This is a genomic window from Stutzerimonas zhaodongensis, from assembly GCF_003696365.1.
Taxonomy (GTDB): Bacteria; Pseudomonadota; Gammaproteobacteria; order Pseudomonadales; family Pseudomonadaceae; genus Stutzerimonas; species Stutzerimonas zhaodongensis.
This window is the reverse complement of record NZ_RFFM01000002.1, coordinates 946,821-970,976: the sequence shown is the minus strand read 5'-3', so window position 1 is coordinate 970,976 and position 24,156 is coordinate 946,821. Positions and strand designations below refer to the sequence as shown.

Sequence of the window (24,156 nt, the reverse complement as noted above, 5' to 3'; positions counted from 1 at the left end):
AACAGTAGAAGGCGACCTTGATGGTCGCCTTTTTTGTCTCGGTCATGAGGGTTGTGCAGAGCGGATCATCTGCCGTGCGTGAGCCAGTGCTTGCTCGGTCAAGTCAACGCCGCCGAGCATTCGTGCGATCTCTTCCACCCGCTCGGCTCCTTCCAGAGCCGCCACCGCCGTGTGCGTCTCATCCCGGCCGCGCGCTTTATGCACGAAGAGATGATGGTGCCCTTGCGCTGCCACCTGAGGTAGATGCGTGACAGTGAGCACCTGGCCGCGCTCGCCAAGCCTGCGCAGCAGTTGGCCGACGACTTCGGCAGTGGGGCCGCCAATGCCGACGTCCACTTCGTCGAAGACCAGGGTTGGTGTCCGCGAGGTTTGGGCAGTAATCACCTGAATTGCGAGGCTGATCCGCGAAAGCTCGCCACCGGACGCCACCTTCGCTAGAGGGCGTAGCGGCTGTCCGGGGTTGGCGCTGACGAGAAACTCAACCTGCTCAAGTCCATGCGGCATGAGGTCATCGCCTGGCGTAGGTTTGAGCACTACGCTGAATTGGCCTCCCGGCATCCCCAGCCGCTGGATTTCCGCTGCGACCGCCACCGCGAGAGATTCGGCCGCGCGCTGTCGAGCGGCGCTGAGCTCCTCGGCTTTGTCTCTGTAGTGTTGTGCGTATGCAGCCAATTCCTCTCCGAGCTGCTCGAGCGCATCATCATCGGCGTTGAGGCTTTCCAGTTCCTCGAACAATCCCTGTTGGAGGGTGGTCAGTTCCTGTGGCTTTACGCGATGCTTGCGCGCCAGCGTATAAATGGTGTCTAGTCGTTCCTCCAGCGTCTGCTGGCGCTGCGGGTCGGAGTCGAAATGGTCGAGGAATCGGTTCAGCTCGCCTACGGCCTCTTCAACCTGAATCTGAGCGCTCGATAAAAGGTTGACTGCTTCGCCAAGGGCCCCTGGTTGGTTCTGGAATGACGTCAGACGCTGAAGGCTCGACGTCAATGCCGAAAGCACATTGCCCGCATCACTCTCGCTGCAAAGGTCCAGGACCTGACGACAGGCGCCGAGCAAGTGCTCGGCATTTGCGAGATTCTTATGCTCCTGCTCAAGCTGTTCGAGCTCGTCTTCGCCGAGAGCCAGCGTTTCAAGCTCTTCGAGCTGATAGCTCAATAACTGATGGCGAGCGCGCTGCTCATCACTGCTGTTGCTCAGACGTTCCAGTGTCTGACGCGTCTGGCGCCAGCGCTGCGCAGCCAATTGCACCTGGCGCGCCAGATCCTGGCTCCCTGCATATTCGTCGAGCAGACGGCGATGGGTGTCGAGCTTGAGCAGCGACTGATGTTCATGCTGGCTGTGGATGTCGATCAATAGCTCGCCCAGGGCCTTCAGGTCTCCCTGCGGGCAAGGCGTCCCGTTGATGTAGCCGCGGGACCGGCCCTCGGCCGTTATGACCCGCCGAAGAATGCACGGGCCGTCGTTGTCGAGATCCCGTTCAGCGAGCCAGGTGCGAGCGTCCGGGATGTCATCCAGGTCGAAGCTGGCCAGGATGTCGGCTTTGTCGGCGCCAATACGCACCACGCTGCTGTCTGCCCGGTCTCCAAGGGTGAGCCCTAAGGCGTCGAGCATGATCGACTTGCCAGCGCCGGTTTCCCCGCTGATCACGCTCATGCCGCGTTTCAGCTCGAGATCAAGATGCTCGACGATGGCGTAATTATGAACCGAGAGGTGGACCAGCATGGCAGGGCTCCTGCGTAGGCGACTGGCTATTTATACAGTGCTTTTGGTTTGCCCTTCAAGCAGCCAGAGCCCAATGGCCTGTAAACAAGGTGCGCATAGCGACTTCGCCTGTTTCTTCGCCGTGGGTTGAGATGTGAATTTGCCCTTGAAGCATGAATTCTTGCCCCCATATAGCGGCACAAGCGCGGGCCAACGCCCGCAGACGTATCGATGAGGAGGACCGCATGGCCGACGAGCAGAACCTGGACAACCAGACCCCCGAAGAGAACGAAAGCGAGCAAGCCGGGAAGACCGAGGATCTGGCTGCTCGCGTGCAGTCCCTCGAGGAGCAGCTGGCAGCCGCGCAGGATCAGTCGCTGCGCGTGGCGGCCGAGCTCCAGAATATCCGTCGCCGCGCAGAGCAGGATATTGAGAAGGCGCACAAGTTTGCGCTGGAGAAGTTCGCCGGTGATTTGCTTGCCGTAGCAGACAGCTTGGAGCGCGGCCTGGAGCTGTCGAATCCTAACGACGAAGCGGTCAAGCCGATGCGTGAGGGTGTGGAGCTGACCTTCAAGCTGCTGCTGGATACGTTGGCCCGCCATCAATTGGTCCAGTTGGATCCGCAGGGCGAGCCCTTCAATCCCGAGCACCATCAGGCGATGGCAATGGAAGAAAGCACCCATGCCGAGCCGGGAAGCGTGCTCAAGGTCTTCCAGAAAGGCTATCTGCTCAACGGGCGCCTGCTACGTCCGGCCATGGTCGTGGTCAGCAAGGCGCCTGCAGAAACACCGCCTTCGATTGATGAGAAGGCTTGAATTTCGGCTAGTGACCCCCATCTCGTAGCCAAGCGTTTTTGTGTTACCCGCAGCCGGTAAACAGGCGCGGACCAATCAAAGTTCGGAGAGAAGCATATGGGCAAGATTATCGGTATCGACCTGGGAACGACCAACTCCTGTGTCTCCATCCTGGAAAACGGCAAGGCCAAGGTGATCGAGAACGCCGAAGGCGGTCGCACCACGCCGTCGATCATCGCGTACGCCAATGATGGCGAGATCCTGGTCGGCCAGTCGGCCAAGCGTCAGGCGGTGACCAACCCGCACAATACGTTGTATGCCGTTAAGCGTCTGATCGGCCGTCGTTTCGACGAAGAAGTCGTGCAGAAAGACATACAGATGGTCCCTTACAAGATCGTCAAGGCTGACAACAGCGACGCCTGGGTTGAGGTGAGCGGCCAGAAGATGGCGCCGCCACAGATCTCTGCCGAGATCTTGAAGAAAATGAAGAAGACCGCCGAAGACTATCTCGGCGAGCCAGTTACCGAAGCGGTCATCACCGTTCCGGCCTATTTCAACGACAGTCAGCGTCAGGCTACCAAGGACGCGGGCCGTATCGCCGGTCTGGACGTCAAGCGCATCATCAACGAGCCGACAGCGGCTGCGTTGGCGTATGGCATGGATAAAGCCAAGGGCGATCACACTGTCATCGTCTATGACCTGGGCGGCGGTACTTTCGACGTCTCGGTGATCGAGATCGCTGAAGTCGACGGTGAGCACCAGTTCGAAGTGTTGGCCACCAATGGCGACACCTTCCTCGGTGGTGAGGACTTCGACATTCGTCTGATCGACTACCTCGTGGATGAGTTCAAGAAAGAAAGCGGCATGAACCTCAAGGGTGATCCGCTGGCTATGCAGCGCCTGAAGGAAGCCGCTGAGAAAGCCAAGATCGAGCTTTCTTCCAGCCAGCAGACCGACGTCAACCTGCCATACATAACTGCAGACGCGACAGGTCCAAAGCACCTGAATGTGAAAATCTCTCGTGCCAAGCTGGAAGCGCTGGTCGAGGATCTGGTGCAGCGCACTATCGAGCCTTGCCGCATGGCAATGAAGGACGCCGGTATCGATGCGTCGAAGATCGACGACGTGATCCTGGTCGGTGGCCAGACTCGCATGCCGCTTGTGCAGCAGAAGGTTGCGGAGTTCTTCGGTAAGGAAGCGCGCAAGGACGTGAACCCGGACGAAGCGGTCGCCATGGGTGCCGCCATTCAGGGTGCCGTTCTGGCCGGTGACGTCAAGGACGTACTGCTGCTCGACGTCTCCCCGCTGACCCTGGGTATCGAAACCATGGGCGGTGTGATGACTGCATTGATCGAAAAGAACACCACCATCCCGACCAAGAAGTCGCAGGTGTTCTCCACCGCTGACGACAACCAGAGCGCAGTGACCATTCATGTGCTGCAGGGTGAGCGTAAGCAGGCGGGGCAGAACAAGTCGCTGGGTCGTTTCGATCTGGCCGAGATTCCGCCGGCTCCGCGTGGCGTGCCGCAGATCGAGGTTACTTTCGACATCGATGCCAACGGCATCCTCCACGTATCAGCGAAGGACAAGGCCACCGGCAAGCACCAGTCCATCGTGATCAAGGCCAACTCCGGTCTGTCCGAAGAAGAGATCGAGCAGATGGTGCGTGACGCTGAGGCCAACGCCGAGGAAGACCGCAAGTTCGAAGAGCTGGTCACTGCACGTAACCAGGGCGATCAGTTAGTCCACGCGACCCGCAAGATGCTGACCGAAGCCGGCGACAAGGCTACCGAAGAAGACAAGGCCAACATCGAGAAAGCGATTGGCGAATTGGAAGTTGCGATCAAGGGCGACGACAAGGCCGAGATCGAAGCCAAGATTGCTGCGGTTTCCCAGGCTTCCACGCCGCTGGCGCAGAAGATGTACGCCGAGCAGCCTCAAGGTGGCGAAGGCCAGCAGGCTGACAATGGCGGGCAGGCTGGTGACGACGTTGTCGACGCTGAGTTCGAAGAGGTCAAGGACAACAAATAAGCCGCGGCTTATGCCTCCAGAGCCGCGGTCACTCGATGACTGTTGCTTTTGCTCAAACGCCTGGCGGCATTGCCGCCACGGGTGTGACTGCCGCGCGGGGGCTTGCTCCCGCGTCGGCGCGTCTGGAGGGTACGAATTGAAGGTTCAGGAAATTTATGGCCAAACGTGATTATTACGAAGTGCTGGGTGTCGAGCGTGGCGCCAGCGAGGCGGAGCTGAAAAAAGCTTATCGCCGCCTTGCGATGAAGCATCATCCGGACCGTAATCCCGGAGACAAAGCCGCCGAAGACGCTTTCAAGGAAGCCAATGAGGCTTATGAAGTGCTGTCGGACGCGAGCAAGCGTCAGGCCTACGACCAGTACGGTCATGCCGGTGTCGATCCGCAGATGGGCGCCGGTGCTGGTGCCGCATACGGCGGTGCAAACTTCTCCGATATCTTCGGCGACGTTTTCAGTGACTTCTTTGCTGGTGGGCGGGGCAGCTCCCGCGGCGGTGCGCAGCGCGGTAGTGACCTGCGTTACACCTTGGAGCTGGATCTTGAAGAGGCGGTGCGCGGCACCACCGTGACCATTCGCGTGCCCACCCTGGTGGAGTGCAAGACGTGTGATGGGTCTGGCGCCAAGAAAGGTACCAGCCCTGTGACATGTACCACCTGTGGCGGTATTGGTCAGGTGCGAATGCAGCAGGGCTTCTTCTCGGTACAGCAGACCTGTCCGCGTTGCCATGGTAGCGGCAAGATGATCTCTGATCCCTGCGGCAGCTGCCACGGCCAAGGTCGGGTCGAAGAGCAGAAAACCTTGTCGGTCAAGGTGCCGCCAGGCGTTGATACAGGCGACCGTATCCGTCTTACCGGCGAAGGCGAGGCGGGTGCTCAGGGTGGGCCTGCAGGCGACCTGTATGTGGTCGTCAACGTACGCGAGCACCCCATCTTCCAGCGTGACGGCAAGCATCTGTATTGCGAAGTACCGATCAGCTTCGCCGATGCGGCTTTGGGCGGCGAGCTTGAAGTGCCGACCCTCGATGGTCGGGTCAAGCTGAAGATTCCGGAAGGAACTCAGACGGGCAAACAGTTCCGTCTGCGTGGCAAGGGTGTGGCCCCGGTTCGCGGTGGGGCGGCAGGTGATCTGCTGTGTCGGGTTGCGGTGGAGACGCCGGTCAATCTCGGCAAGCGTCAACGCGAGCTGCTCGACGAGTTCCGCAAGACCTTGCAAAGTGACAGCTCCCATTCGCCCAAAGCCAGCGGGTGGTTCGAGGGCATGAAGCGCTTCTTCGGCGACCTTTAATCCAGCGCGGGTTGCACGCGGCGCACCAGCGCCGCTGCAGCGTGAGGCTTGCAGTTTGGAGCTGTTTCTATGCGACGTATAGCAGTGATGGGCGCCGCCGGGCGCATGGGTAAGACCCTGGTCGAGGCGGTTCAGCAGACAGGCGGGGCTGCTGGGCTGACTGCAGCAATCGACCGTCCGGACAGTACGCTGGTTGGGGCTGACGCTGGCGAGCTGGCAGCGATCGGCCGCCTGGGCGTCCCCTTGATTGGTGATGTGGCAAGAGTCGTGGAAGAGTTTGATGTGCTGATCGACTTTACTCATCCATCCGTCACGCTGAAGAACCTTGACGTGTGCCGTCGGGCTGGCAAGGCCATGGTCATCGGGACCACCGGGTTTTCAGTTGAGGAAAAGGAAAAGCTCGCGGCTGCCGCGCGGGATATCCCTGTCGTATTCGCCGCCAATTTCAGCGTGGGGGTTAACCTCTGCCTCAAGCTGCTCGACACGGCCGCCAGGGTTCTCGGAGATGAGGTGGATATCGAGATCATCGAAGCTCACCATCGTCATAAAGTCGATGCGCCTTCGGGTACGGCATTGCGCATGGGGGAGGTAGTGGCTGAAGCGCTTGGCCGGGATCTGCAGAAGGTCGCGGTGTACGGGCGCGAAGGGCAGACCGGGGCGCGCGCGCGGGAGACCATCGGATTCGCGACGGTACGTGCCGGTGATGTGGTTGGTGACCATACGGTGCTTTTTGCGGCCGAGGGTGAGCGCGTCGAGATTACCCACAAGGCCTCCAGTCGCATGACCTTTGCAAAAGGCGCCGTGCGCGCTGCGATGTGGTTGGAACAGCAGCCGCCGGGGCTTTACGACATGCAGGACGTGTTAGGGCTGCGCTAAATCGGCTTGGACTGGCGTGTGGGCTGATTTCGGCTAGACCTCAAAAGTCGTTTTCTGTAAGCTTCCCGTTTTAGTGTGTCCACTAAAAGTTGCGCAGAAATGACTCAAATAAAAAGCGGGATGACCTTCACACGTCATCCCGCTTTTTTACAATCTGCGCCTGCTTCAGCCTTGATCTTTGGGAGGTCTCTTGACTAAGCCAGCCCCTACGCCAGCCATTTTGGCTCTTGCCGATGGCAGTATCTTTCGCGGCGAATCCATCGGCGCCGATGGGCAAACCGTTGGTGAGGTGGTGTTCAATACCGCCATGACCGGCTATCAGGAAATCCTCACCGATCCTTCCTACGCCAAGCAAATCGTCACCCTCACTTACCCCCATGTCGGCAACACTGGGACCACCCCAGAAGACGCTGAGTCGTGGAAAATTTGGGCGGCGGGCCTTGTGATCCGCGATCTGCCGCTCACTTCGAGCAACTGGCGTGAGAAGCAATCCCTTCCTGATTACCTCAAATCCAATGGCACCGTTGCGATCGCCGGTATCGATACTCGCCGGTTGACGCGAATTCTGAGGGAAAAGGGTGCTCAGGATGGTTGCATTTTGGCAGGAGCTGACGCCACCGAGGAGAAGGCGCTGGAGCTGGCGCGGAGCTTTCCCGGACTGAAAGGGATGGATCTGGCGAAGGAAGTCAGCGTCAAGGAAGCATACGAATGGCGCTCCACGGTGTGGTGTCTTAAGGACGACGGCCACGCTGAAATCCCTGCCAGCGAGCTGCCTTATCATGTCGTCGCTTTCGACTATGGGGTGAAATACAACATCCTGCGCATGCTGGTCGCCCGCGGCTGCCGCATCACTGTGCTCCCTGCGCAGTCGACCGCAAGCGAAGCGCTGGCCCTGAACCCGGATGGGATCTTCCTGGCCAACGGTCCGGGGGATCCGGAGCCTTGTGATTATGCAATCAAGGCGATTCAGGAAGTGCTTGAGACTGAGGTCCCGGTATTCGGTATCTGTCTCGGGCACCAGTTGCTGGCACTGGCCTCGGGTGCCAAGACAGTGAAGATGCCTAACGGCCACCACGGCGCCAACCATCCAGTACAGGATCTGGACACGGGTGTGGTGATGATCACCAGCCAGAACCACGGTTTCGCTGTGGACGAGGCCACCCTGCCTAGCAATCTTCGCGCAACGCACAAGTCGCTGTTCGATGGGACGCTGCAAGGAATCGAGCGCACGGACAAAGTCGCTTTCAGTTTCCAGGGCCATCCAGAAGCGAGCCCCGGCCCACACGATGTGGCGCCGCTATTTGATCGCTTCATCGACGCCATGGCCAAGCGCCGCTAAGCCCGCCGAGCACAGAATTCGAGAGAGACCATGCCAAAACGTACAGACATCAAAAGCATTCTGATCCTCGGCGCTGGCCCGATCGTAATCGGCCAGGCGTGCGAGTTCGATTACTCCGGCGCTCAGGCGTGCAAGGCGCTGCGTGAGGAAGGGTTCCGCGTCATTCTGGTCAACTCCAACCCTGCCACCATCATGACCGATCCGGCCATGGCCGACGCTACTTACATCGAGCCGATCAAGTGGGCCACCGTAGCCAAGATCATCGAGAAGGAGCGTCCGGACGCGCTGTTGCCCACCATGGGCGGCCAGACAGCGCTCAATTGTGCCCTGGACCTTGAAAAACACGGTGTACTCGAAAAATTCGGCGTCGAGATGATCGGAGCCAACGCCGACACCATCGATAAGGCAGAAGATCGTTCGCGCTTCGACAAGGCCATGAAGAACATCGGTCTGGCCTGCCCGGTTTCCGGCATCGCCCACAACATGGACGAAGCCTACGGTGTTCTGGAGAAGGTTGGTTTCCCGTGCATCATTCGGCCTTCGTTCACCATGGGCGGCACCGGTGGCGGCATTGCTTACAACCGTGAAGAGTTCGAAGAGATCTGTGCCCGTGGCCTTGATCTTTCGCCGACCAGCGAGCTGCTGATCGACGAGTCGTTGATCGGCTGGAAGGAATACGAGATGGAGGTGGTCCGTGACAAGAAGGACAACTGCATCATCGTCTGCGCCATCGAAAACTTCGACCCCATGGGCGTGCACACTGGTGACTCCATCACCGTTGCTCCGGCGCAAACCCTCACCGACAAGGAATACCAGATTCTGCGTAACGCCTCGCTGGCGGTGCTGCGCGAAATCGGCGTCGAGACCGGCGGATCCAATGTGCAGTTCGGGATCTGCCCGGACACCGGCCGCATGGTCGTGATCGAGATGAATCCACGTGTTTCGCGGTCGTCTGCCCTGGCTTCCAAGGCCACCGGTTTCCCGATCGCCAAGATCGCGGCAAAGCTTGCTGTGGGTTACACCCTCGACGAGCTGCAGAACGACATCACCGGTGGTCGTACGCCGGCCTCTTTCGAACCGGCTATCGACTACGTCGTCACCAAGATCCCCCGTTTTGCTTTCGAGAAATTTCCCAAAGCCGATGCCCGTCTGACTACCCAGATGAAATCTGTCGGCGAGGTCATGGCAATCGGGCGTACCTTCCAGGAATCAATGCAGAAAGCGCTGCGTGGTCTGGAAGTTGGTGTGTCCGGCTTCGATCCGAAGCTCGATCTGGCTGATCCGGAAAGCGAGAGCACGCTCAAGCGCGAGCTTACCGTCCCTGGTGCAGACCGTATCTGGTATCTCGCCGATGCATTCCGTGCAGGCAAAACGGTCGAAGAAGTGTTCGACCTGACGCGTATCGATGAGTGGTTCCTGGTTCAGATCGAGGATTTGATCAAGGAAGAAGAGCGGATCAAGACCATGGGTCTATCCAGCATCGATCGCGACGTCATGTACAAGCTCAAGCGCAAGGGCTTCTCCGATGCCCGGCTGGCCAAGCTGCTCGGCGTTACCGAAAAGAACCTGCGCGCTCATCGTCACAAGCTCAAGGTCCTGCCGGTCTATAAGCGCGTCGACACCTGCGCGGCCGAGTTCGCCACGGATACGGCCTACATGTATTCAACCTACGAGGAGGAGTGCGAGGCTAATCCGTCCAACCGTGACAAGATCATGATTCTCGGCGGCGGTCCCAACCGGATCGGTCAAGGCATCGAATTCGATTACTGCTGCGTACATGCCGCGTTGGCGATGCGGGATGATGGCTATGAGACCATCATGGTCAACTGCAACCCGGAAACCGTCTCGACTGACTACGACACGTCGGATCGTCTGTACTTCGAGCCGGTAACACTTGAAGACGTTCTCGAGATCGTACGGGTGGAGCAGCCGAAGGGCGTGATCGTGCAGTACGGTGGCCAGACGCCGCTGAAACTTGCGCGTGCATTGGAGGAGGCCGGCGTGCCGATCATTGGCACCAGTCCGGATGCTATCGACAGGGCAGAGGATCGCGAGCGGTTCCAGCAAATGGTTGAGCGGCTGAACCTGCGTCAGCCGCCAAACGCAACGGCTCGGAGCGAAGAAGAAGCGCTGGCGGCATCCAAAGTTATTGGATATCCGTTGGTGGTTCGTCCTTCTTACGTGCTTGGTGGTCGGGCGATGGAAATCGTCTACCAGGAAGAAGAATTGCGCCGCTACATGCGTGAGGCGGTCAAGGTCTCGAATGACAGTCCGGTTCTTCTTGACCACTTCCTCAACTGCGCTATCGAGGTCGACATCGACGCTGTATGCGACGGCGAGCACGTAGTGATTGGCGCGATCATGCAGCACATCGAACAGGCAGGCGTTCACTCGGGTGACTCTGCTTGCTCGCTGCCACCTTACTCGCTCCCGGCGCATATCCAGGACGAAATTCGTGACCAGGTCAAGAAAATGGCCTTGGAGCTCGGCGTTGTCGGCTTGATGAACGTGCAGATGGCTGTGCAGGGAGAAGATATCTTCGTCATCGAAGTTAACCCGCGCGCCTCGCGTACCGTTCCATTCGTCTCCAAGTGCATTGGTGTGTCTCTGGCGATGATTGCTGCGCGAGTCATGGCGGGCAAGACACTGGCCGAAGCCGGATTGACCGAGGAAATCATTCCAAACTTCTACAGCGTGAAAGAAGCAGTTTTCCCTTTCGCCAAGTTCCCAGGCGTTGATCCGATTCTTGGGCCGGAAATGAAATCCACCGGTGAAGTGATGGGAGTCGGTGACAGCTTCGCTGAGGCATTTGCCAAAGCGCAGTTAGGCGCCAGCGAGATTCTGCCAAACAGCGGCTGCGCTTTCATCAGCGTACGTGACGATGACAAGCCGCATGTGGCTCAGGTCGCGCGTGACCTCATCGAACTCGGCTTCGAGGTGGTGGGCACTGCGGGTACGGCCAAGATCATCGAGGCCGCAGGCCTGCCAGTCCGCAGGGTCAACAAGGTGACCGAAGGCCGTCCACATGTAGTGGACATGATCAAGAACGATGAAGTAACCCTGATTATCAACACAACCGAGGGGCGTCAGTCGATCGCTGATTCCTACTCGATCCGTCGTAACGCACTGCAGCACAAGATCTGCTGCACCACCACGTTGGCTGGTGGGCAGGCAATCTGTGAGGCGCTGAAATACGGTCCCGAGAAGACCGTGCGCCGTTTGCAGGATCTCCATGCAGGAATCAAGGCATGACTAAGTACCCAATGACGGTCCAGGGTGCTCGCGCTCTGGAAGAGGAGCTCCACCATCTGACCAAGGTGCTTCGTCCCAAGCTCAGTCACGATATCGGCGTAGCGCGCGAGCTGGGCGATCTGAAGGAAAACGCCGAGTACCATGCCGCCCGTGAACAGCAGGGTATGGTCGAAGCGCGAATTCGTGACATCGAGGGGCGTTTGCAGAACGCGCAAATCATTGATGTCAGTAGCATTCCACACACTGGCAAAGTGATCTTTGGGACGACGGTCGAGATAGCTAACGTCGAGACCGATGAGCGCGTCACCTATCAAATCGTTGGCGAAGACGAAGCGGAGATCAAGCTGGGCAAGATCTCGGTAGGCTCGCCGATAGCTCGCGCTCTGATCGGTAAGGAAGAGGGTGACGTTGCGGTAGTGAAAACGCCGAGCGGATTGGTCGAATTCGAGATCGTTGAGGTTCGCCATCTCTAAGCGTCAGGCGATGCGTGCTGGAACCATAAGTTGGCAGCTGGCCCAGACATTCTGGGTCGGCGGCCTTTGGCTGCTTCAGTTCGTAATGCTTCCCGCGCTCGCTAAGATCGGCCTTGCGCCTATGCTTATCGACGAGATAGGTAACAGTCTTCGGCCGCTACTGGTGGGCTTCGCTGCATTCTGCGTCGCACTACAGGCTTTGGTGCTGGTTCAGCTCGGCGGTCTGCGTAGCTTGTGGGAGGACCTGCGCGGTCAGCTTTTGCTGACAGTACTGCTGCTGGCGGCAAGTCATTTGGCAGTCGGTGCAGGTGTTGTTGAGTCACCGTATTGGCTGGTGTTCAGTTACCTGGTTATCGGTCTATGTGGGCTGGTTTTGGTAGTGCAGGCCACTCCCGGGCGAGAGCGGCCATGATTCGCGATACTTGCGAAAGCTTATGCCTGAAAGCGATGAACGTTGGAGAGCTGCTTGTTGACCTTCGGATTCTTGCGATAGATAAGGGCCATTTTGCCGATGGACTGGACCAGCTCGCAGCTTCCGATCTTGCACAGCTCTTCCATTAGCGCCCGCCGATCATCACGCTCGGTAATCCGCAGCTGGACCTTGATCAACTCGTGATCGCTCAAGGCGCGCTCCAGTTCTGCCTGCACACCTTCAGTCAGGCCGTTCTCCGACACGATCAACACCGGCTTCAAATGATGGCCGATGGATTTGTACTGTTTCTTCTGCTCGTTAGTGAGCGGCATAATTCGACCCTTGCGTCAGAACCCTGAAAACGTCGGCTAGTGTAACTGACACGCCTTGAGCCGCACAGATGAGGTATCAGCTTGGCACGCTCCAAGACCAGCCCGCGTTGGCTTAAAGAACACTTTGACGACCCTTATGTGAAGATGGCGCAGCGAGACGGCTATCGATCTCGCGCTAGCTACAAGCTGCTCGAGATTCAGGAAAAGGATCGAATCTTGCGCCCCGGCATGACAGTGGTGGACCTAGGGGCCGCTCCGGGGGGCTGGTCACAGGTCACAAGTCGTGTCATCGGCGATCGGGGCCGTCTGATTGCGTCTGACATCCTGCCTATGGACAGTATCGCTGATGTGACCTTCGTGCTCGGGGACTTCACCGAAGACGAAGTCTTCTCTGAAATCCTCCAGGCAATCGGAGGCACGCGGGTTGACCTTGTGATTTCCGATATGGCCCCCAATATGAGTGGGGTGAAGGTGGCGGACCAGGCGCGCGCAATGTTCCTGTGCGAGTTGGCGTTGGATCTGGCAATGCGTGTCTTGCGTCCTGGCGGCGATTTCCTGATCAAGGTCTTTCAGGGCGATGGCTTTGATGCCTATTTGAAGGATGTACGTCAGAATTTCGACAAGGTGCAGATGCGCAAACCATTGTCATCGAGGGATCGTTCTCGCGAGCAATATTTGCTGGCGCGTGGCTACCGAGGTGACGGCAACGACATGGATCTTCCGCGGTCATAACGAACATGCGATTTTAACGAGCCCACCGCTGCCGCGACCGGATTTACGGTCTAGGCTGTTTCATATCGGGTTACAGACCAAGCTGCGCGTTCAGCGACGTTGTGTAGTAATTTAGGCCGAGACCGAACCATCGGCCGTCATGCAGGCTCCCGACTACGCGCCTGCTCTAGAGGGTAGTGAATTGAACGACATGGCGAAAAACCTGATTCTTTGGTTGATCATTGCCGCTGTCCTGGTGACGGTGATGAACAACTTTTCCAGCCCGACTGAACCGCAGTCGCTCAACTACTCGGATTTCATCGAGCAGGTCAAAGAGGGACGCGTCGAGCGGGTGACCGTCGATGGGTTCGTTATTACCGGAAAGCGAAGCGACGGCGAGAGCTTCAAAACGGTACGCCCGGCTATCCAGGATAATGGGTTGATCGGAGACCTAATCAATAACAATGTGGTTATTGAAGGAAAGCAGCCTGAACAGCAGAGCATCTGGACTCAGCTGTTGGTGGCCAGCTTCCCGATCCTGGTGATCATTGCAGTCTTCATGTTCTTCATGCGGCAGATGCAGGGCGGAGCTGGTGGAAAAGGCGGGCCGATGAGTTTCGGCAAGAGCAAGGCGCGTCTGCTTTCGGAAGATCAGGTCAAGACAACCTTCGCCGATGTTGCGGGCTGTGACGAGGCCAAGGAAGAAGTCACCGAACTGGTGGAATTTCTTCGAGATCCGGGCAAGTTCCAGCGTTTAGGCGGCCGCATTCCGCGCGGCGTGCTGATGGTAGGTTCGCCAGGCACGGGTAAGACCTTGTTGGCGAAGGCGGTAGCGGGTGAGGCCAAGGTTCCATTCTTCACGATCTCTGGTTCCGATTTCGTCGAGATGTTTGTCGGGGTTGGCGCGAGCCGTGTACGGGACATGTTCGAACAGGCAAAGAAGCACGCGCCATGCATCATCTTCATCGACGAGATTGACGCCGTCGGGCGTCATCGTGGTGCCGGCCTTGGCGGCGGGCATGACGAACGTGAGCAGACGCTGAACCAGCTTCTGGTTGAGATGGACGGCTTCGAGATGAATGACGGCATCATCGTCATTGCTGCGACCAACCGCCCGGATGTTCTGGATCCAGCGCTTCTGCGCCCTGGTCGTTTCGACCGCCAAGTCGTGGTTGGCCTGCCTGACATTCGCGGTCGCGAGCAGATTCTCAAGGTTCACATGCGCAAGGTTCCCCTTGGCGATACAGTTGAGCCGGCGCTCATCGCGCGTGGAACGCCTGGCTTCTCCGGTGCTGACCTGGCGAACCTGGTCAACGAAGCCTCCTTGTTCGCTGCGCGGGCAGGTAAGCGCGTGGTCGAAATGAAGGAGTTCGAGCTGGCGAAGGACAAGATCATGATGGGCGCAGAGCGCAAGTCGATGGTTATGTCTGATAAGGAGCGGCTCAACACTGCTTACCACGAAGCCGGCCATGCCATCGTTGGACGCGTTGTACCTGAGCATGATCCGGTCTACAAGGTGTCGATCATCCCGCGCGGAAGGGCTCTAGGCGTGACCATGTTCCTCCCTGAGGAAGATCGCTACAGCCTTTCCAAGCGAGCATTGATCAGCCAGATCTGTTCCCTCTTTGGTGGGCGTATCGCCGAAGAGATGACCCTCGGATTCGAAGGGGTTACCACTGGAGCATCCAACGACATCATGCGCGCCACTCAGTTGGCCCGTAACATGGTCACAAAGTGGGGCCTGTCGGAAAAGCTGGGTCCTTTGATGTATGCGGAGGAAGAAGGCGAGGTGTTCCTTGGGCGCAGTGCTGGTAGCCAGCACGCTAACGTCTCCGGTGACACAGCCAAGCTGATCGATCAGGAGGTCCGTAGCATCATCGACCAATGCTATGGCACTGCCAAACAGATCCTGGCTGACAACCGAGACAAGCTTGATCTCATGGCCGAAACGTTGATGAAATACGAGACCATCGATGCTGATCAGATCGATGACATCATGGCGGGTCGTACGCCCCGCGAACCTAGAGATTGGCAGGACGGCTCCGGCCCTACCGGAACTCCGGTTCAGCCCGAAGGCGGGCGTCCACAGACACCGATCGGTGGTCCCGCTGGCGAGCATTGAGCCGGGGCGGCGTTAGATGACTGGAATGTTTGACCAGACCCGGCTGCCATGTGGCAGCCGGGTTCTTGATTTATCGCGCCCGCATGTAATGGGCATCCTCAATGTCACTCCTGATTCTTTCTCAGATGGCGGTCGGTTTGTCGATGTCGATGCGGCGCTGCGTCATGCTGAAGCCATGCTCGCAGCAGGCGCCACGCTTGTTGATATAGGCGGGGAATCCACCCGGCCAGGGGCTCGCTCGATTGCTCCGGTGGAGGAGTTGGAGCGCGTCGCGCCCGTCGTCGAAGCGATCGCTCGGGAGCTTGATGTAATCATTTCAGTCGATACGTCGACGCCTTCGGTGATGCGAGAGGCTGCGCGTCTAGGCGCGGGGTTAATCAATGACGTTCGTTCACTTTCACGAGATGGCGCTCTAGATGCTGCCTCCGCCTCAGGGCTGCCGGTGTGCTTGATGCATATGGTCGGTGAGCCCGGCGACATGCAGAAAGACCCCAGCTATGAAAATGTAACGCGCGAAGTTTCGAATTTTCTTCGCGAAAGACTTGAGGCATGCGCTGCTGCAGGTATCCCTAATGACAGGGTGCTGCTGGATCCGGGATTTGGGTTTGCCAAGACGCTGGCGCACAATCTAAGCCTCTTCAAGCACATGGAGCAGCTACACCAGTTGGGGCGTCCATTGCTGATCGGTGTTTCACGTAAGAGTATCATCGGCCAAACGCTGCAGCGTGAGGTTGCTCACCGGCTAAGCGGAAGTCTCGGCCTGGCGGCCCTTGCTGTCGCCAAAGGCGCCTCCATCATCAGGGTGCACGACGTGGCCGAAACGGTTGATGTGGTTCGAATGATCGCCGCAGTTCAAGCGGCCGAATAGGAATTTTGATGGGTAGAAAGTATTTCGGTACGGATGGCATTCGGGGGCATGTTGGCCAGTTTCCAATCACGCCAGAGTTCATGCTCAAGCTCGGCTGGGCCGCAGGAATGGCATTTCGCAAGCACGGCAAATGTCGAATCCTGATCGGCAAAGACACTCGCATATCGGGTTATATGTTCGAGTCCGCCTTGCAGGCCGGGCTTTCAGCGGCAGGTGCCGATGTGCTGCTGCTGGGCCCAATGCCGACTCCGGCGGTTGCCTATCTGACGCGCACGTTTCACGCCGACGCCGGCATTGTCATCAGTGCATCGCATAATCCTCATTACGATAATGGCATCAAGTTTTTCTCTGGCCGGGGAACAAAACTGCCAGATGAAGTAGAGCTGATGATCGAAGAGCTCTTGGACGCTCCGATGACAGTAGTTGAGTCTGCGCAGCTTGGCAAAGCATCACGAATCAATGATGCCGCCGGTCGCTACATCGAGTTCTGCAAGAGCAGCGTGCCGACCAGTACCGACTTTTCCGGTATGAAAATCGTTCTGGATTGCGCTCATGGTGCCACTTACAAGGTTGCGCCAAGTGTGTTTCGAGAGCTCGGCGCTGAGGTTGTGGTTATTGGCGCACAACCGGACGGGTTGAACATCAACGCCGAAGTGGGGTCGACGCATGTCGCGCAGCTGCAGAAGGCTGTTATCGATCATGGTGCCGATCTTGGTATTGCCTTTGACGGTGATGGGGATCGGGTAATGATGGTTGACCATACCGGTGCACAGGTGGATGGCGACGAACTGCTATACATCATTGCAACTGATCTGCAGGACCAGGATCGTCTCGCGGGAGGGGTTGTCGGCACATTGATGAGCAACCTGGGCTTGGAGCTGGCGCTTCAGGCCCGCGACATACCGTTCGTGCGCGCCAAGGTTGGCGATCGCTATGTGATGGCTGAAATGCTTGAGCGAGCCTGGGTGCTTGGTGGGGAAAATTCTGGGCACATCGTCTGCGCGCAGCATGTCTCCACCGGGGACGCAATCATCGCGGCGTTGCAGGTTGTTCTTGCATTGAGGCGGCGGGGGCAGAATCTTGCCCATGAGCGCATGGCCTGGAAGAAATGTCCGCAGATTCTGATCAATGTGCGCTTCAGCGGTAGCCAGGATCCGATCTCTCATCCCCAAGTAAAAGCGGTTTGCGACAGTGTGAGTGAGCGGATGGCAGGGCGCGGGCGAGTATTGCTGCGTAAGTCTGGCACAGAGCCGTTAGTTCGGGTCATGGTCGAAGGCGATGATGAAAAACAGGTTCGCCTGTACGCTGAAGAGCTTGCGAATGCGGTTACTGAAGTTTGTGCGTGATTCGCGCTTGCCAGAGCTGTTTTCGTTGAGTACCATCTGCGCCCACTTTGACCGACGAGGTACGGCATGCGTCGCCCACTGGTAGCTGGTAACTGGAAGATGAACGGTACCCGCGCTAGCGTCGCTGAGCTAACCGAGTCGCTTCGTATGCAGGATATGCCTACATCGGTTGAAGTGGTTGTGTTTCCCTGCGCTCTGCATGTGATGCAAGTGGTGGATGGTCTGAATGGTGCTGCAATTGATGTAGGTGCGCAGGACTGCGCAGCAGATGTTGGATTTGGCGCATTTACTGGCGAAGAGTCCGCAACGCAGTTACTTGATTCAGGTTGTGAATGGGTCCTGGTAGGACACTCGGAGCGTCGTCTGATATTTGGCGAAAGCGATGATGTTGTGAGTAAGAAATTTGTTTCAGCATTGGAGTGCGGGTTGACTCCGGTGCTGTGTGTCGGTGAAACGCTTGAGCAGCGTCAAGCTGGAAAAACTGTTGAAGTGGTAGCGCGCCAGCTGGCTCATGTGTTGGCTCAAGCTGGTGTTCAAGCCTTCGGGCGCGCGGTTGTGGCATATGAGCCGGTCTGGGCGATTGGGTCCGGTCTTACGGCGTCGCCCCAGCAGGCCCAGGAAGTGCACGCGGCTATCAGGGCGCAGCTCGCTAGTGAGGATCAGCGGATCGCTGATGGCATTCGTCTCCTCTATGGCGGTAGCGTAAAGGCTGAGAACGCCGCTGAGCTGTTTGGGATGGCGGATATCGATGGGGGGCTGATCGGTGGTGCCTCTCTGAAAGCGAATGATTTCGGTGCGATTTGTCGCGCCGCAGGGAACTGATCAGATGTTGCAGACTGTTGTGATTGTGGTGCATCTGCTAGTTGCCATTGGTGTGGTTGTACTGGTGTTGCTGCAGCAGGGTAAAGGGGCTGATGCGGGTGCTTCCTTTGGTTCGGGTGCTTCGGCCACTGTATTCGGAAGCCAAGGTTCCTCTACCTTTCTCAGTCGATTTACTGCTATACTTGCCGGCGTTTTTTTCGTGACCAGTTTGGGGCTTGCGTTTTTCGCAACCCGCCAGGCCGATCAAATGTCACAAGCAGGCCTGCCTAACCCGGCTGTCCTGGAAGTGCCAGCTGCTAAGCCAGCTGTTGAAGATGTACCGGTTTTGGAGTCTGCTCCGTCTGGAGCAGCGACAGACGAAGTGCCTGACGTAGAGGTTCAGTAGTCAAGGTTTTTGCCGAGGTGGTGGAATTGGTAGACACGCTACCTTGAGGTGGTAGTGGCCATAGGCTGTAGGGGTTCGAGTCCCCTCCTCGGTACCAAACAAGCAGGCCCGCAGATGCGGGCTTTCTTGTTTTTAGTGTTTGGGTTGACCTGGTTTAGGTGCGGTCGTATAATTCGTGCCCAGTTTGACGCGGGGTGGAGCAGTCTGGTAGCTCGTCGGGCTCATAACCCGAAGGTCGTTGGTTCAAATCCAGCCCCCGCAACCAGTTGATGAAAAGCCCCTGTTGAGGGGCTTTTTATTAGCTTCAAGCCAGGTCGCCGGCATTTACAGGCGATCATCATGGATGGGCGTTTCGCCCATTTTTCATTTGTACGGCATGCACGAGGGACTTCAATGTCGAGCAAGCTAGAACAGTTGCAGGCCTTGTTGGCCCCAGTAGTCGAGGCGCTTGGCTATCAGTGCTGGGGCATCGAATTCATTTCACAGGGCCGGCATTCCTTATTACGCGTCTATATCGATCATCCCAATGGGATCCTTGTCGACGATTGCGAAAAGGTTAGCCGTCAACTCAGTGGCATTCTCGACGTCGAAGATCCGATCAGCTCTGATTACACGCTTGAAGTGTCTTCACCAGGGATGGATCGGCCACTGTTCACACTAGAGCAGTACAAGGCGCACGTCGGCGAACAGGTCAAAATTAAGCTGCGCTCGCCCTTCGAAGGTCGGCGTAATTTCCAAGGTCTTTTGCGCGGGATCGAGGAGCAAGATGTGGTGGTGCTGGTCGATGATCACGAATATCTGTTGCCAATCGACATGATCGACAAGACCAACATAATCCCCCGTTTTGAGTGAATCGCGGATCCCGCGGACCCCAATGGATTGCGATAGGCGAGGCGTACGATGAGCAAAGAAGTACTGCTGGTTGTGGAGTCGGTATCCAACGAAAAAGGCGTACCGGCCGGTGTGATCTTCGAAGCGTTGGAGCTGGCTCTAGCCACTGCTACCAAAAAGCGCTTCGAGGATGAAGTGGACCTGCGGGTCGAGATTAATCGGCAGAATGGTAGCTATGAGACCTTCCGCCGCTGGACCGTGGTCGAGGAAGAGGATTTCGACGATCCGGCTCATCAGCTAACCACTGACATGAAGCAAGCTCAAGAAGCCGACGCCAAGGTTGGTGACGTGCTCGAAGAAAAGATCGACTCCATCGAGTTCGGTCGGATCGCGGCACAGACTGCCAAGCAAGTCATCGTGCAAAAAGTCCGCGAGGCTGAGCGTGCCCAGGTCGTCGAGGCTTATCGTGATCGGCTCGGTGAAATCATTTCCGGCACCGTGAAGAAAGTGACCCGTGACAGCGTGATCGTTGATCTGGGAAACAATGCCGAAGCACTACTGGCCCGCGAAGACATCATCGCTCGCGAGACCTTCCGCGTCGGTGCTCGGGTACGTGCGCTGCTCAAGGAAATTCGTACGGAGAATCGCGGCCCCCAGCTGATTCTTTCGCGTACGGCGCCGCAGATGCTCATCGAGCTATTCCGCATTGAAGTGCCGGAAATTGCCGAAGGTCTTATCGAAGTGATGGCTGCCTCACGGGATCCGGGCTCACGCGCCAAGATCGCGGTGCGCTCGAAGGACAAGCGAATCGACCCGCAGGGTGCCTGTATTGGTATGCGCGGCTCTCGCGTGCAGGCGGTATCGGGCGAGATCGGCGGTGAGCGTGTGGATATCGTCCTCTGGGATGAGAACCCGGCGCAGTTCGTCATTAACGCAATGGCACCTGCAGAAGTGGCCGCGATCATCGTTGATGAAGATGCCCATGCAATGGACATCGCGGTCGGCGAAGATAACCTCGCTCAGGCCATCGGACGTGGTGGCCAGAACGTTCGCCTCGCCAGCCAGTTGACCGGCTGGACACTGAACGTAATGACCGAAGCGGATATTCAGAGCAAGCAGCAAGAAGAAACTGGCGACATTCTGCGCAATTTCATCGAAGAGCTGGATGTCGATGAAGAACTGGCACAAGTACTGGTCGAGGAAGGTTTTACTTCACTCGAAGAGATCGCCTACGTCCCAATGGAGGAAATGCTCGGCATTGAAGGCTTCGACGAAGATATCGTCAATGAGCTGAGAACCCGCGCTAAAGATCGTTTACTGACTAAAGCGATCGCAACGGAAGAAAAACTGGCAGACGCCCAGCCAGCCGAGGATTTGCTCGCGTTGGAAGGCATGGACAAGGAACTGGCGGTCGAGTTGGCAATGCGAGGTGTCATCACCCGCGAAGACCTGGCCGAGCAGTCGATTGACGACCTGCTCGACATAGACGGCATAGATCAAGAGCGTGCCGGCAAGCTGATCATGGCCGCCCGAGCCCATTGGTTCGAGTAAGTAATTAGCGGCCTGAGGAGAGAGATGCATGACGCAAGTCACGGTGAAAGAACTGGCCCAGGTGGTCGACACACCGGTCGAGCGACTGCTACAGCAGATGCGTGAGGCAGGACTGTCGCACACCAGCGCCGAGCAAGTAGTGACCGATAACGAAAAGCAGGCCCTGTTGGCGCACCTTAAGAGCAGCCACGGCGCCAAGGTGGACGAGCCGCGCAAGATCACATTGCAGCGCAAGACCACGACCAAGCTTAAGGTCGGTGGTAGCAAGACCATCAGCGTTGAAGTGCGCAAGAAGAAGACTTTCGTCAAGCGCAGCCCTGATGAGATCGAAGCAGAGAAGCAACGCGAGCTGGAAGAGCAGCGCGCCGCTGAGGAAGCTGCTCGTCAGAAGGCGGCTGAAGAAGAACGGCTGCGCGCCGAGGAAGAAGCTCGCCGCCAGGCCGAAGCGACCAAGGCGGAAACTCCGCCTACCGCGTCCCCAGAGCCTGTTGCCGCTGTTGCGCCTGAGCCCGTACCGGTTGCTCCTGCCGCGCCTGTCGAGGATCGCAAGAAGGATGAACCGCGTCGTCCTGACAAGGCCCGAAGTGATGACGACGAACGTCGTGATCGCAAACAGGCTCAGCATCGTCCTTCCCTGAAGGCTAAAGCGCCGCTGTCGCGCACCGTACGTAGCGGTGATGATGACGCTGATGGATTCCGTCGCGGTGGACGTGGCAAATCGAAGCTGAAGAAGCGCAACGCGCATGGCTTCCAGAGCCCGACTGGCCCGATCGTTCGTGAAGTCGCCATTGGCGAAACCATCACGGTTGGCGATTTGGCTCAGCAGATGTCGGTTAAAGCAGCCGAAGTGATCAAGTTCATGTTCAAGATGGGCACCCCGGTGACCATCAATCAGGTACTCGATCAGGAAACAGCGCAGCTGATCGCCGAAGAGCTCGGCCACAAGGTCAAGCTGGTCAGTGACAATGCCCTTGAAGAGCAGCTGGCCGAGCTGTTGAAGTTCGAAGGTGAGGCTATTACTCGTGCACCGGTTGTGACTGTGATGGGTCATGTCGACCACGGTAAGACGTCGCTGCTCGACTACATTCGTCGCGCCAAAGTTGCTGCCGGCGAAGCGGGCGGCATCACCCAGCATATCGGTGCCTACCATGTGGAAACCGATCGCGGCATGGTGACGTTCCTCGATACCCCGGGTCACGCGGCGTTTACCGCTATGCGTGCCCGTGGTGCTCAGGCGACCGATATCGTCATCCTGGTGGTGGCAGCCGATGACGGCGTGATGCCGCAGACCATCGAGGCGATCCAGCATGCCAAGGCTGCTGGTGTTCCGCTGGTGGTTGCCGTGAACAAGATCGATAAGCCTGGCGCTGATCTGGATCGGATCCGCAGCGAGTTGTCTGTTCACGAAGTTACGTCTGAAGAGTGGGGCGGTGATACGCCATTCGTGTCTGTATCCGCAAAAATGGGTACGGGTGTGGACGATCTGCTCGAAGCGGTTCTGTTGCAGGCCGAGATCCTCGAGCTCACCGCTACGCCGTCGGCTCCTGGCCGTGGTGTTGTAGTTGAGTCGCGTTTGGATAAAGGTCGCGGCCCGGTCGCTACAGTACTCGTGCAGGATGGTACTTTGCGTCAGGGTGACATGGCGCTGGTCGGCTCCAACTACGGCCGTATCCGCGCGATGCTCGACGAGAACGGCAAGCCGATCAAGGAAGCTGGTCCGTCGATCCCGGTCGAGATTCTTGGCCTCGACGGTACGCCGGACGCAGGCGACGAGCTCAGCGTTCTGGCTGACGAGAAGAAGGCACGCGAAGTGGCCTTGTTCCGTCAAGGCAAGTTCCGCGAAGTGAAACTGGCCCGTGCACATGCCGGCAAGCTAGAAAACATCTTCGAGAACATGGGCCAGGAAGAGAAGAAGACGCTCAATATTGTCCTCAAATCCGACGTTCGCGGTTCGCTCGAGGCTTTGCAGGGTTCGCTCGGCGGCCTGGGTAACGATGAAGTTCAGGTACGTGTGATCGGGGGCGGTGTTGGTGGTATCACCGAGAGTGATGCCAACCTGGCGCTAGCATCCAATGCCGTGCTGTTCGGCTTCAACGTCCGTGCCGATGCTGGTGCGCGCAAGATCGTCGAGCAGGAAGGTCTGGATCTGCGTTACTACAACGTGATCTACGACATCATCGAAGACGTCAAGAAAGCGCTGACCGGCATGCTGGGCAGCGATGTTCGAGAGAACATTCTTGGCATCGCCGAAGTGCGCGACGTGTTCCGTTCACCGAAATTCGGAGCCGTGGCAGGCTGCATGGTCACTGAGGGTATGGTGCATCGCAACCGCCCAATTCGTGTCCTGCGTGATGACGTGGTCATCTTCGAAGGTGAGCTTGAATCCCTGCGCCGCTTCAAGGATGACGTCGCGGAAGTGCGTGCCGGCATGGAGTGCGGTATCGCAGTGAAGAGTTACAACGACGTCAAAGCTGGCGACAAGATCGAAGTATTCGAGAAAGTCGAAGTGGCGCGTTCGCTCTAACAGCAGCTGTTAGGCTAATCGGCGGCAAGCTTTCAGGAGAGATCCTGGAAGCTTGCCGTTTGCCTTTGCAGTACGAGTTTTTCAAATCAGCAGCTTGCTGCTCAAGGCAGATTTCATGGCCAAAGAATTCAGCCGTACCCAGCGTATCGGCGACCAGATGCAGCGCGAATTGGCGCAGCTCATTCAGCGTGAAGTGAAAGATCCCCGTCTGGGCCTGATAACCATCACCGCAGTTGAAGTCAGTCGTGATCTTTCTCACGCCAAGATTTTCATCACGGTCATGGGCAAGGATGACGATGAAGATGCGGTCAAGGGCAATCTCCGAATCCTCAACGATGCCGGTGGTTTCCTGCGGATGCAGCTGGGTAAGGCGATGAAGTTGCGTACCGTGCCACAGCTGCATTTCAACTATGACGCCAGTGTGCGTCGTGGTGTCGAGCTGACGTCGCTCATCGAGCGAGCGGTAGCTGAAGACCGCAAGCACAGCGACGATCTTGGAGAGTAAG

At 57.8% G+C, this 24,156-nt stretch carries 20 protein-coding genes and 2 tRNA genes; 20 read left to right on the top strand and 2 right to left on the bottom strand.

Annotated elements, in window-relative coordinates; all coding sequences use genetic code 11:
* Positions 1 to 42: 42 nt before the first annotated feature.
* Positions 43 to 1,719, bottom strand: coding sequence for a DNA repair protein RecN (gene recN, locus EA797_RS12925; protein WP_122165751.1), 1,677 nt, complete (start codon positions 1,717 to 1,719; stop codon positions 43 to 45).
* Positions 1,720 to 1,943: 224 nt separating this feature from the next.
* Here recN and grpE point away from each other — a divergent pair, with 224 nt between their 5' ends.
* The 8 genes from grpE (at position 1,944) to EA797_RS12885 (ending at position 12,158) form a co-directional block, all read left to right on the top strand.
* On the top strand, positions 1,944 to 2,513 hold the full coding sequence (grpE, locus tag EA797_RS12920) for a nucleotide exchange factor GrpE (RefSeq protein WP_122165749.1): 570 nt from the start codon (positions 1,944 to 1,946) through the stop codon (positions 2,511 to 2,513).
* Between the two features lie 96 nt (positions 2,514 to 2,609).
* Positions 2,610 to 4,523 carry a molecular chaperone DnaK gene (gene dnaK, locus EA797_RS12915; RefSeq protein WP_122165748.1) on the top strand — a complete coding sequence of 638 codons (1,914 nt, stop codon included), beginning with the start codon at positions 2,610 to 2,612 and terminating at the stop codon, positions 4,521 to 4,523.
* Positions 4,524 to 4,678: 155 nt separating this feature from the next.
* Entirely contained in the window at positions 4,679 to 5,806 is a 1,128-nt protein-coding gene (gene dnaJ / locus EA797_RS12910; protein WP_122165746.1) for a molecular chaperone DnaJ, read from the top strand.
* Between the two features lie 69 nt (positions 5,807 to 5,875).
* On the top strand, positions 5,876 to 6,682 hold the full coding sequence (gene dapB / locus EA797_RS12905; protein WP_122165744.1) for a 4-hydroxy-tetrahydrodipicolinate reductase: 807 nt from the start codon (positions 5,876 to 5,878) through the stop codon (positions 6,680 to 6,682).
* Positions 6,683 to 6,872: 190 nt separating this feature from the next.
* Positions 6,873 to 8,021: a glutamine-hydrolyzing carbamoyl-phosphate synthase small subunit gene (gene carA, locus EA797_RS12900; RefSeq protein WP_122165742.1), complete on the top strand. Its 1,149-nt coding sequence runs from the start codon at positions 6,873 to 6,875 to the stop codon at positions 8,019 to 8,021.
* Between the two features lie 30 nt (positions 8,022 to 8,051).
* On the top strand, positions 8,052 to 11,273 hold the full coding sequence (gene carB / locus EA797_RS12895; RefSeq protein WP_122165740.1) for a carbamoyl-phosphate synthase large subunit: 3,222 nt from the start codon (positions 8,052 to 8,054) through the stop codon (positions 11,271 to 11,273).
* Positions 11,270 to 11,746, top strand: coding sequence for a transcription elongation factor GreA (greA, locus tag EA797_RS12890; protein ID WP_122165738.1), 477 nt, complete (start codon positions 11,270 to 11,272; stop codon positions 11,744 to 11,746). Before carB ends, greA begins: the two co-directional genes overlap by 4 nt.
* A 10-nt stretch (positions 11,747 to 11,756) precedes the next feature.
* A complete protein-coding gene (locus EA797_RS12885) occupies positions 11,757 to 12,158 on the top strand; it encodes a DUF4149 domain-containing protein (protein WP_122165736.1) in 402 nt (133 codons plus the stop codon).
* Between the two features lie 20 nt (positions 12,159 to 12,178).
* Here EA797_RS12885 and EA797_RS12880 read toward each other — a convergent pair whose 3' ends face one another.
* Positions 12,179 to 12,490, bottom strand: a complete 312-nt coding sequence (locus EA797_RS12880) for a YhbY family RNA-binding protein (protein ID WP_122165734.1) — start codon at positions 12,488 to 12,490, stop codon at positions 12,179 to 12,181.
* Positions 12,491 to 12,571: 81 nt separating this feature from the next.
* Here EA797_RS12880 and rlmE point away from each other — a divergent pair, with 81 nt between their 5' ends.
* The 12 genes from rlmE (at position 12,572) to rbfA (ending at position 24,155) form a co-directional block, all read left to right on the top strand.
* Positions 12,572 to 13,222 (top strand): 23S rRNA (uridine(2552)-2'-O)-methyltransferase RlmE, encoded by a 651-nt coding sequence (gene rlmE / locus EA797_RS12875; RefSeq protein WP_122165732.1) that lies wholly within the window; start codon positions 12,572 to 12,574, stop codon positions 13,220 to 13,222.
* A 190-nt stretch (positions 13,223 to 13,412) separates the two neighbouring features.
* Positions 13,413 to 15,323 carry an ATP-dependent zinc metalloprotease FtsH gene (ftsH, locus tag EA797_RS12870; protein ID WP_122166313.1) on the top strand — a complete coding sequence of 637 codons (1,911 nt, stop codon included), beginning with the start codon at positions 13,413 to 13,415 and terminating at the stop codon, positions 15,321 to 15,323.
* Between the two features lie 16 nt (positions 15,324 to 15,339).
* Complete coding sequence (gene folP / locus EA797_RS12865; protein ID WP_122165731.1) at positions 15,340 to 16,191, top strand: dihydropteroate synthase; 852 nt, start codon at positions 15,340 to 15,342, stop codon at positions 16,189 to 16,191.
* Positions 16,192 to 16,199: 8 nt separating this feature from the next.
* Positions 16,200 to 17,537 carry a phosphoglucosamine mutase gene (gene glmM, locus EA797_RS12860; RefSeq protein WP_122165729.1) on the top strand — a complete coding sequence of 446 codons (1,338 nt, stop codon included), beginning with the start codon at positions 16,200 to 16,202 and terminating at the stop codon, positions 17,535 to 17,537.
* Between the two features lie 66 nt (positions 17,538 to 17,603).
* Entirely contained in the window at positions 17,604 to 18,359 is a 756-nt protein-coding gene (gene tpiA, locus EA797_RS12855; protein WP_122165727.1) for a triose-phosphate isomerase, read from the top strand.
* 4 nt (positions 18,360 to 18,363) lie between these two features.
* On the top strand, positions 18,364 to 18,744 hold the full coding sequence (secG, locus tag EA797_RS12850) for a preprotein translocase subunit SecG (RefSeq protein WP_122165725.1): 381 nt from the start codon (positions 18,364 to 18,366) through the stop codon (positions 18,742 to 18,744).
* A gap of 11 nt (positions 18,745 to 18,755) precedes the next feature.
* A tRNA-Leu gene (locus EA797_RS12845) sits at positions 18,756 to 18,841 on the top strand.
* A gap of 91 nt (positions 18,842 to 18,932) precedes the next feature.
* Positions 18,933 to 19,009, top strand: a tRNA-Met gene (locus EA797_RS12840).
* Positions 19,010 to 19,137: 128 nt separating this feature from the next.
* Entirely contained in the window at positions 19,138 to 19,596 is a 459-nt protein-coding gene (rimP, locus tag EA797_RS12835; RefSeq protein WP_122165723.1) for a ribosome maturation factor RimP, read from the top strand.
* Between the two features lie 48 nt (positions 19,597 to 19,644).
* On the top strand, positions 19,645 to 21,126 hold the full coding sequence (gene nusA / locus EA797_RS12830) for a transcription termination factor NusA (protein WP_122165721.1): 1,482 nt from the start codon (positions 19,645 to 19,647) through the stop codon (positions 21,124 to 21,126).
* Positions 21,127 to 21,154: 28 nt separating this feature from the next.
* Entirely contained in the window at positions 21,155 to 23,650 is a 2,496-nt protein-coding gene (gene infB, locus EA797_RS12825) for a translation initiation factor IF-2 (protein WP_122165719.1), read from the top strand.
* Positions 23,651 to 23,765: 115 nt separating this feature from the next.
* Positions 23,766 to 24,155: a 30S ribosome-binding factor RbfA gene (rbfA, locus tag EA797_RS12820; protein ID WP_122166311.1), complete on the top strand. Its 390-nt coding sequence runs from the start codon at positions 23,766 to 23,768 to the stop codon at positions 24,153 to 24,155.
* Position 24,156 lies beyond the last annotated feature (1 nt).

Coding starts and splice junctions, on each gene's coding strand:
- rbfA (WP_122166311.1), top strand. CDS start 23,766: ATGGCCAAAGAATTCAGCCGTACCCAGCGTATCGGCGACCAGATGCAG.
- infB (WP_122165719.1), top strand. CDS start 21,155: ATGACGCAAGTCACGGTGAAAGAACTGGCCCAGGTGGTCGACACACCG.
- ftsH (WP_122166313.1), top strand. CDS start 13,413: ATGGCGAAAAACCTGATTCTTTGGTTGATCATTGCCGCTGTCCTGGTG.
- dnaK (WP_122165748.1), top strand. CDS start 2,610: ATGGGCAAGATTATCGGTATCGACCTGGGAACGACCAACTCCTGTGTC.
- glmM (WP_122165729.1), top strand. CDS start 16,200: ATGGGTAGAAAGTATTTCGGTACGGATGGCATTCGGGGGCATGTTGGC.
- dnaJ (WP_122165746.1), top strand. CDS start 4,679: ATGGCCAAACGTGATTATTACGAAGTGCTGGGTGTCGAGCGTGGCGCC.
- EA797_RS12885 (WP_122165736.1), top strand. CDS start 11,757: ATGCGTGCTGGAACCATAAGTTGGCAGCTGGCCCAGACATTCTGGGTC.
- EA797_RS12880 (WP_122165734.1), bottom strand. CDS start 12,490: ATGCCGCTCACTAACGAGCAGAAGAAACAGTACAAATCCATCGGCCAT.
- recN (WP_122165751.1), bottom strand. CDS start 1,719: ATGCTGGTCCACCTCTCGGTTCATAATTACGCCATCGTCGAGCATCTT.
- rimP (WP_122165723.1), top strand. CDS start 19,138: ATGTCGAGCAAGCTAGAACAGTTGCAGGCCTTGTTGGCCCCAGTAGTC.
- secG (WP_122165725.1), top strand. CDS start 18,364: ATGTTGCAGACTGTTGTGATTGTGGTGCATCTGCTAGTTGCCATTGGT.
- folP (WP_122165731.1), top strand. CDS start 15,340: ATGACTGGAATGTTTGACCAGACCCGGCTGCCATGTGGCAGCCGGGTT.
- grpE (WP_122165749.1), top strand. CDS start 1,944: ATGGCCGACGAGCAGAACCTGGACAACCAGACCCCCGAAGAGAACGAA.
- carB (WP_122165740.1), top strand. CDS start 8,052: ATGCCAAAACGTACAGACATCAAAAGCATTCTGATCCTCGGCGCTGGC.
- greA (WP_122165738.1), top strand. CDS start 11,270: ATGACTAAGTACCCAATGACGGTCCAGGGTGCTCGCGCTCTGGAAGAG.
- tpiA (WP_122165727.1), top strand. CDS start 17,604: ATGCGTCGCCCACTGGTAGCTGGTAACTGGAAGATGAACGGTACCCGC.
- nusA (WP_122165721.1), top strand. CDS start 19,645: ATGAGCAAAGAAGTACTGCTGGTTGTGGAGTCGGTATCCAACGAAAAA.
- dapB (WP_122165744.1), top strand. CDS start 5,876: ATGCGACGTATAGCAGTGATGGGCGCCGCCGGGCGCATGGGTAAGACC.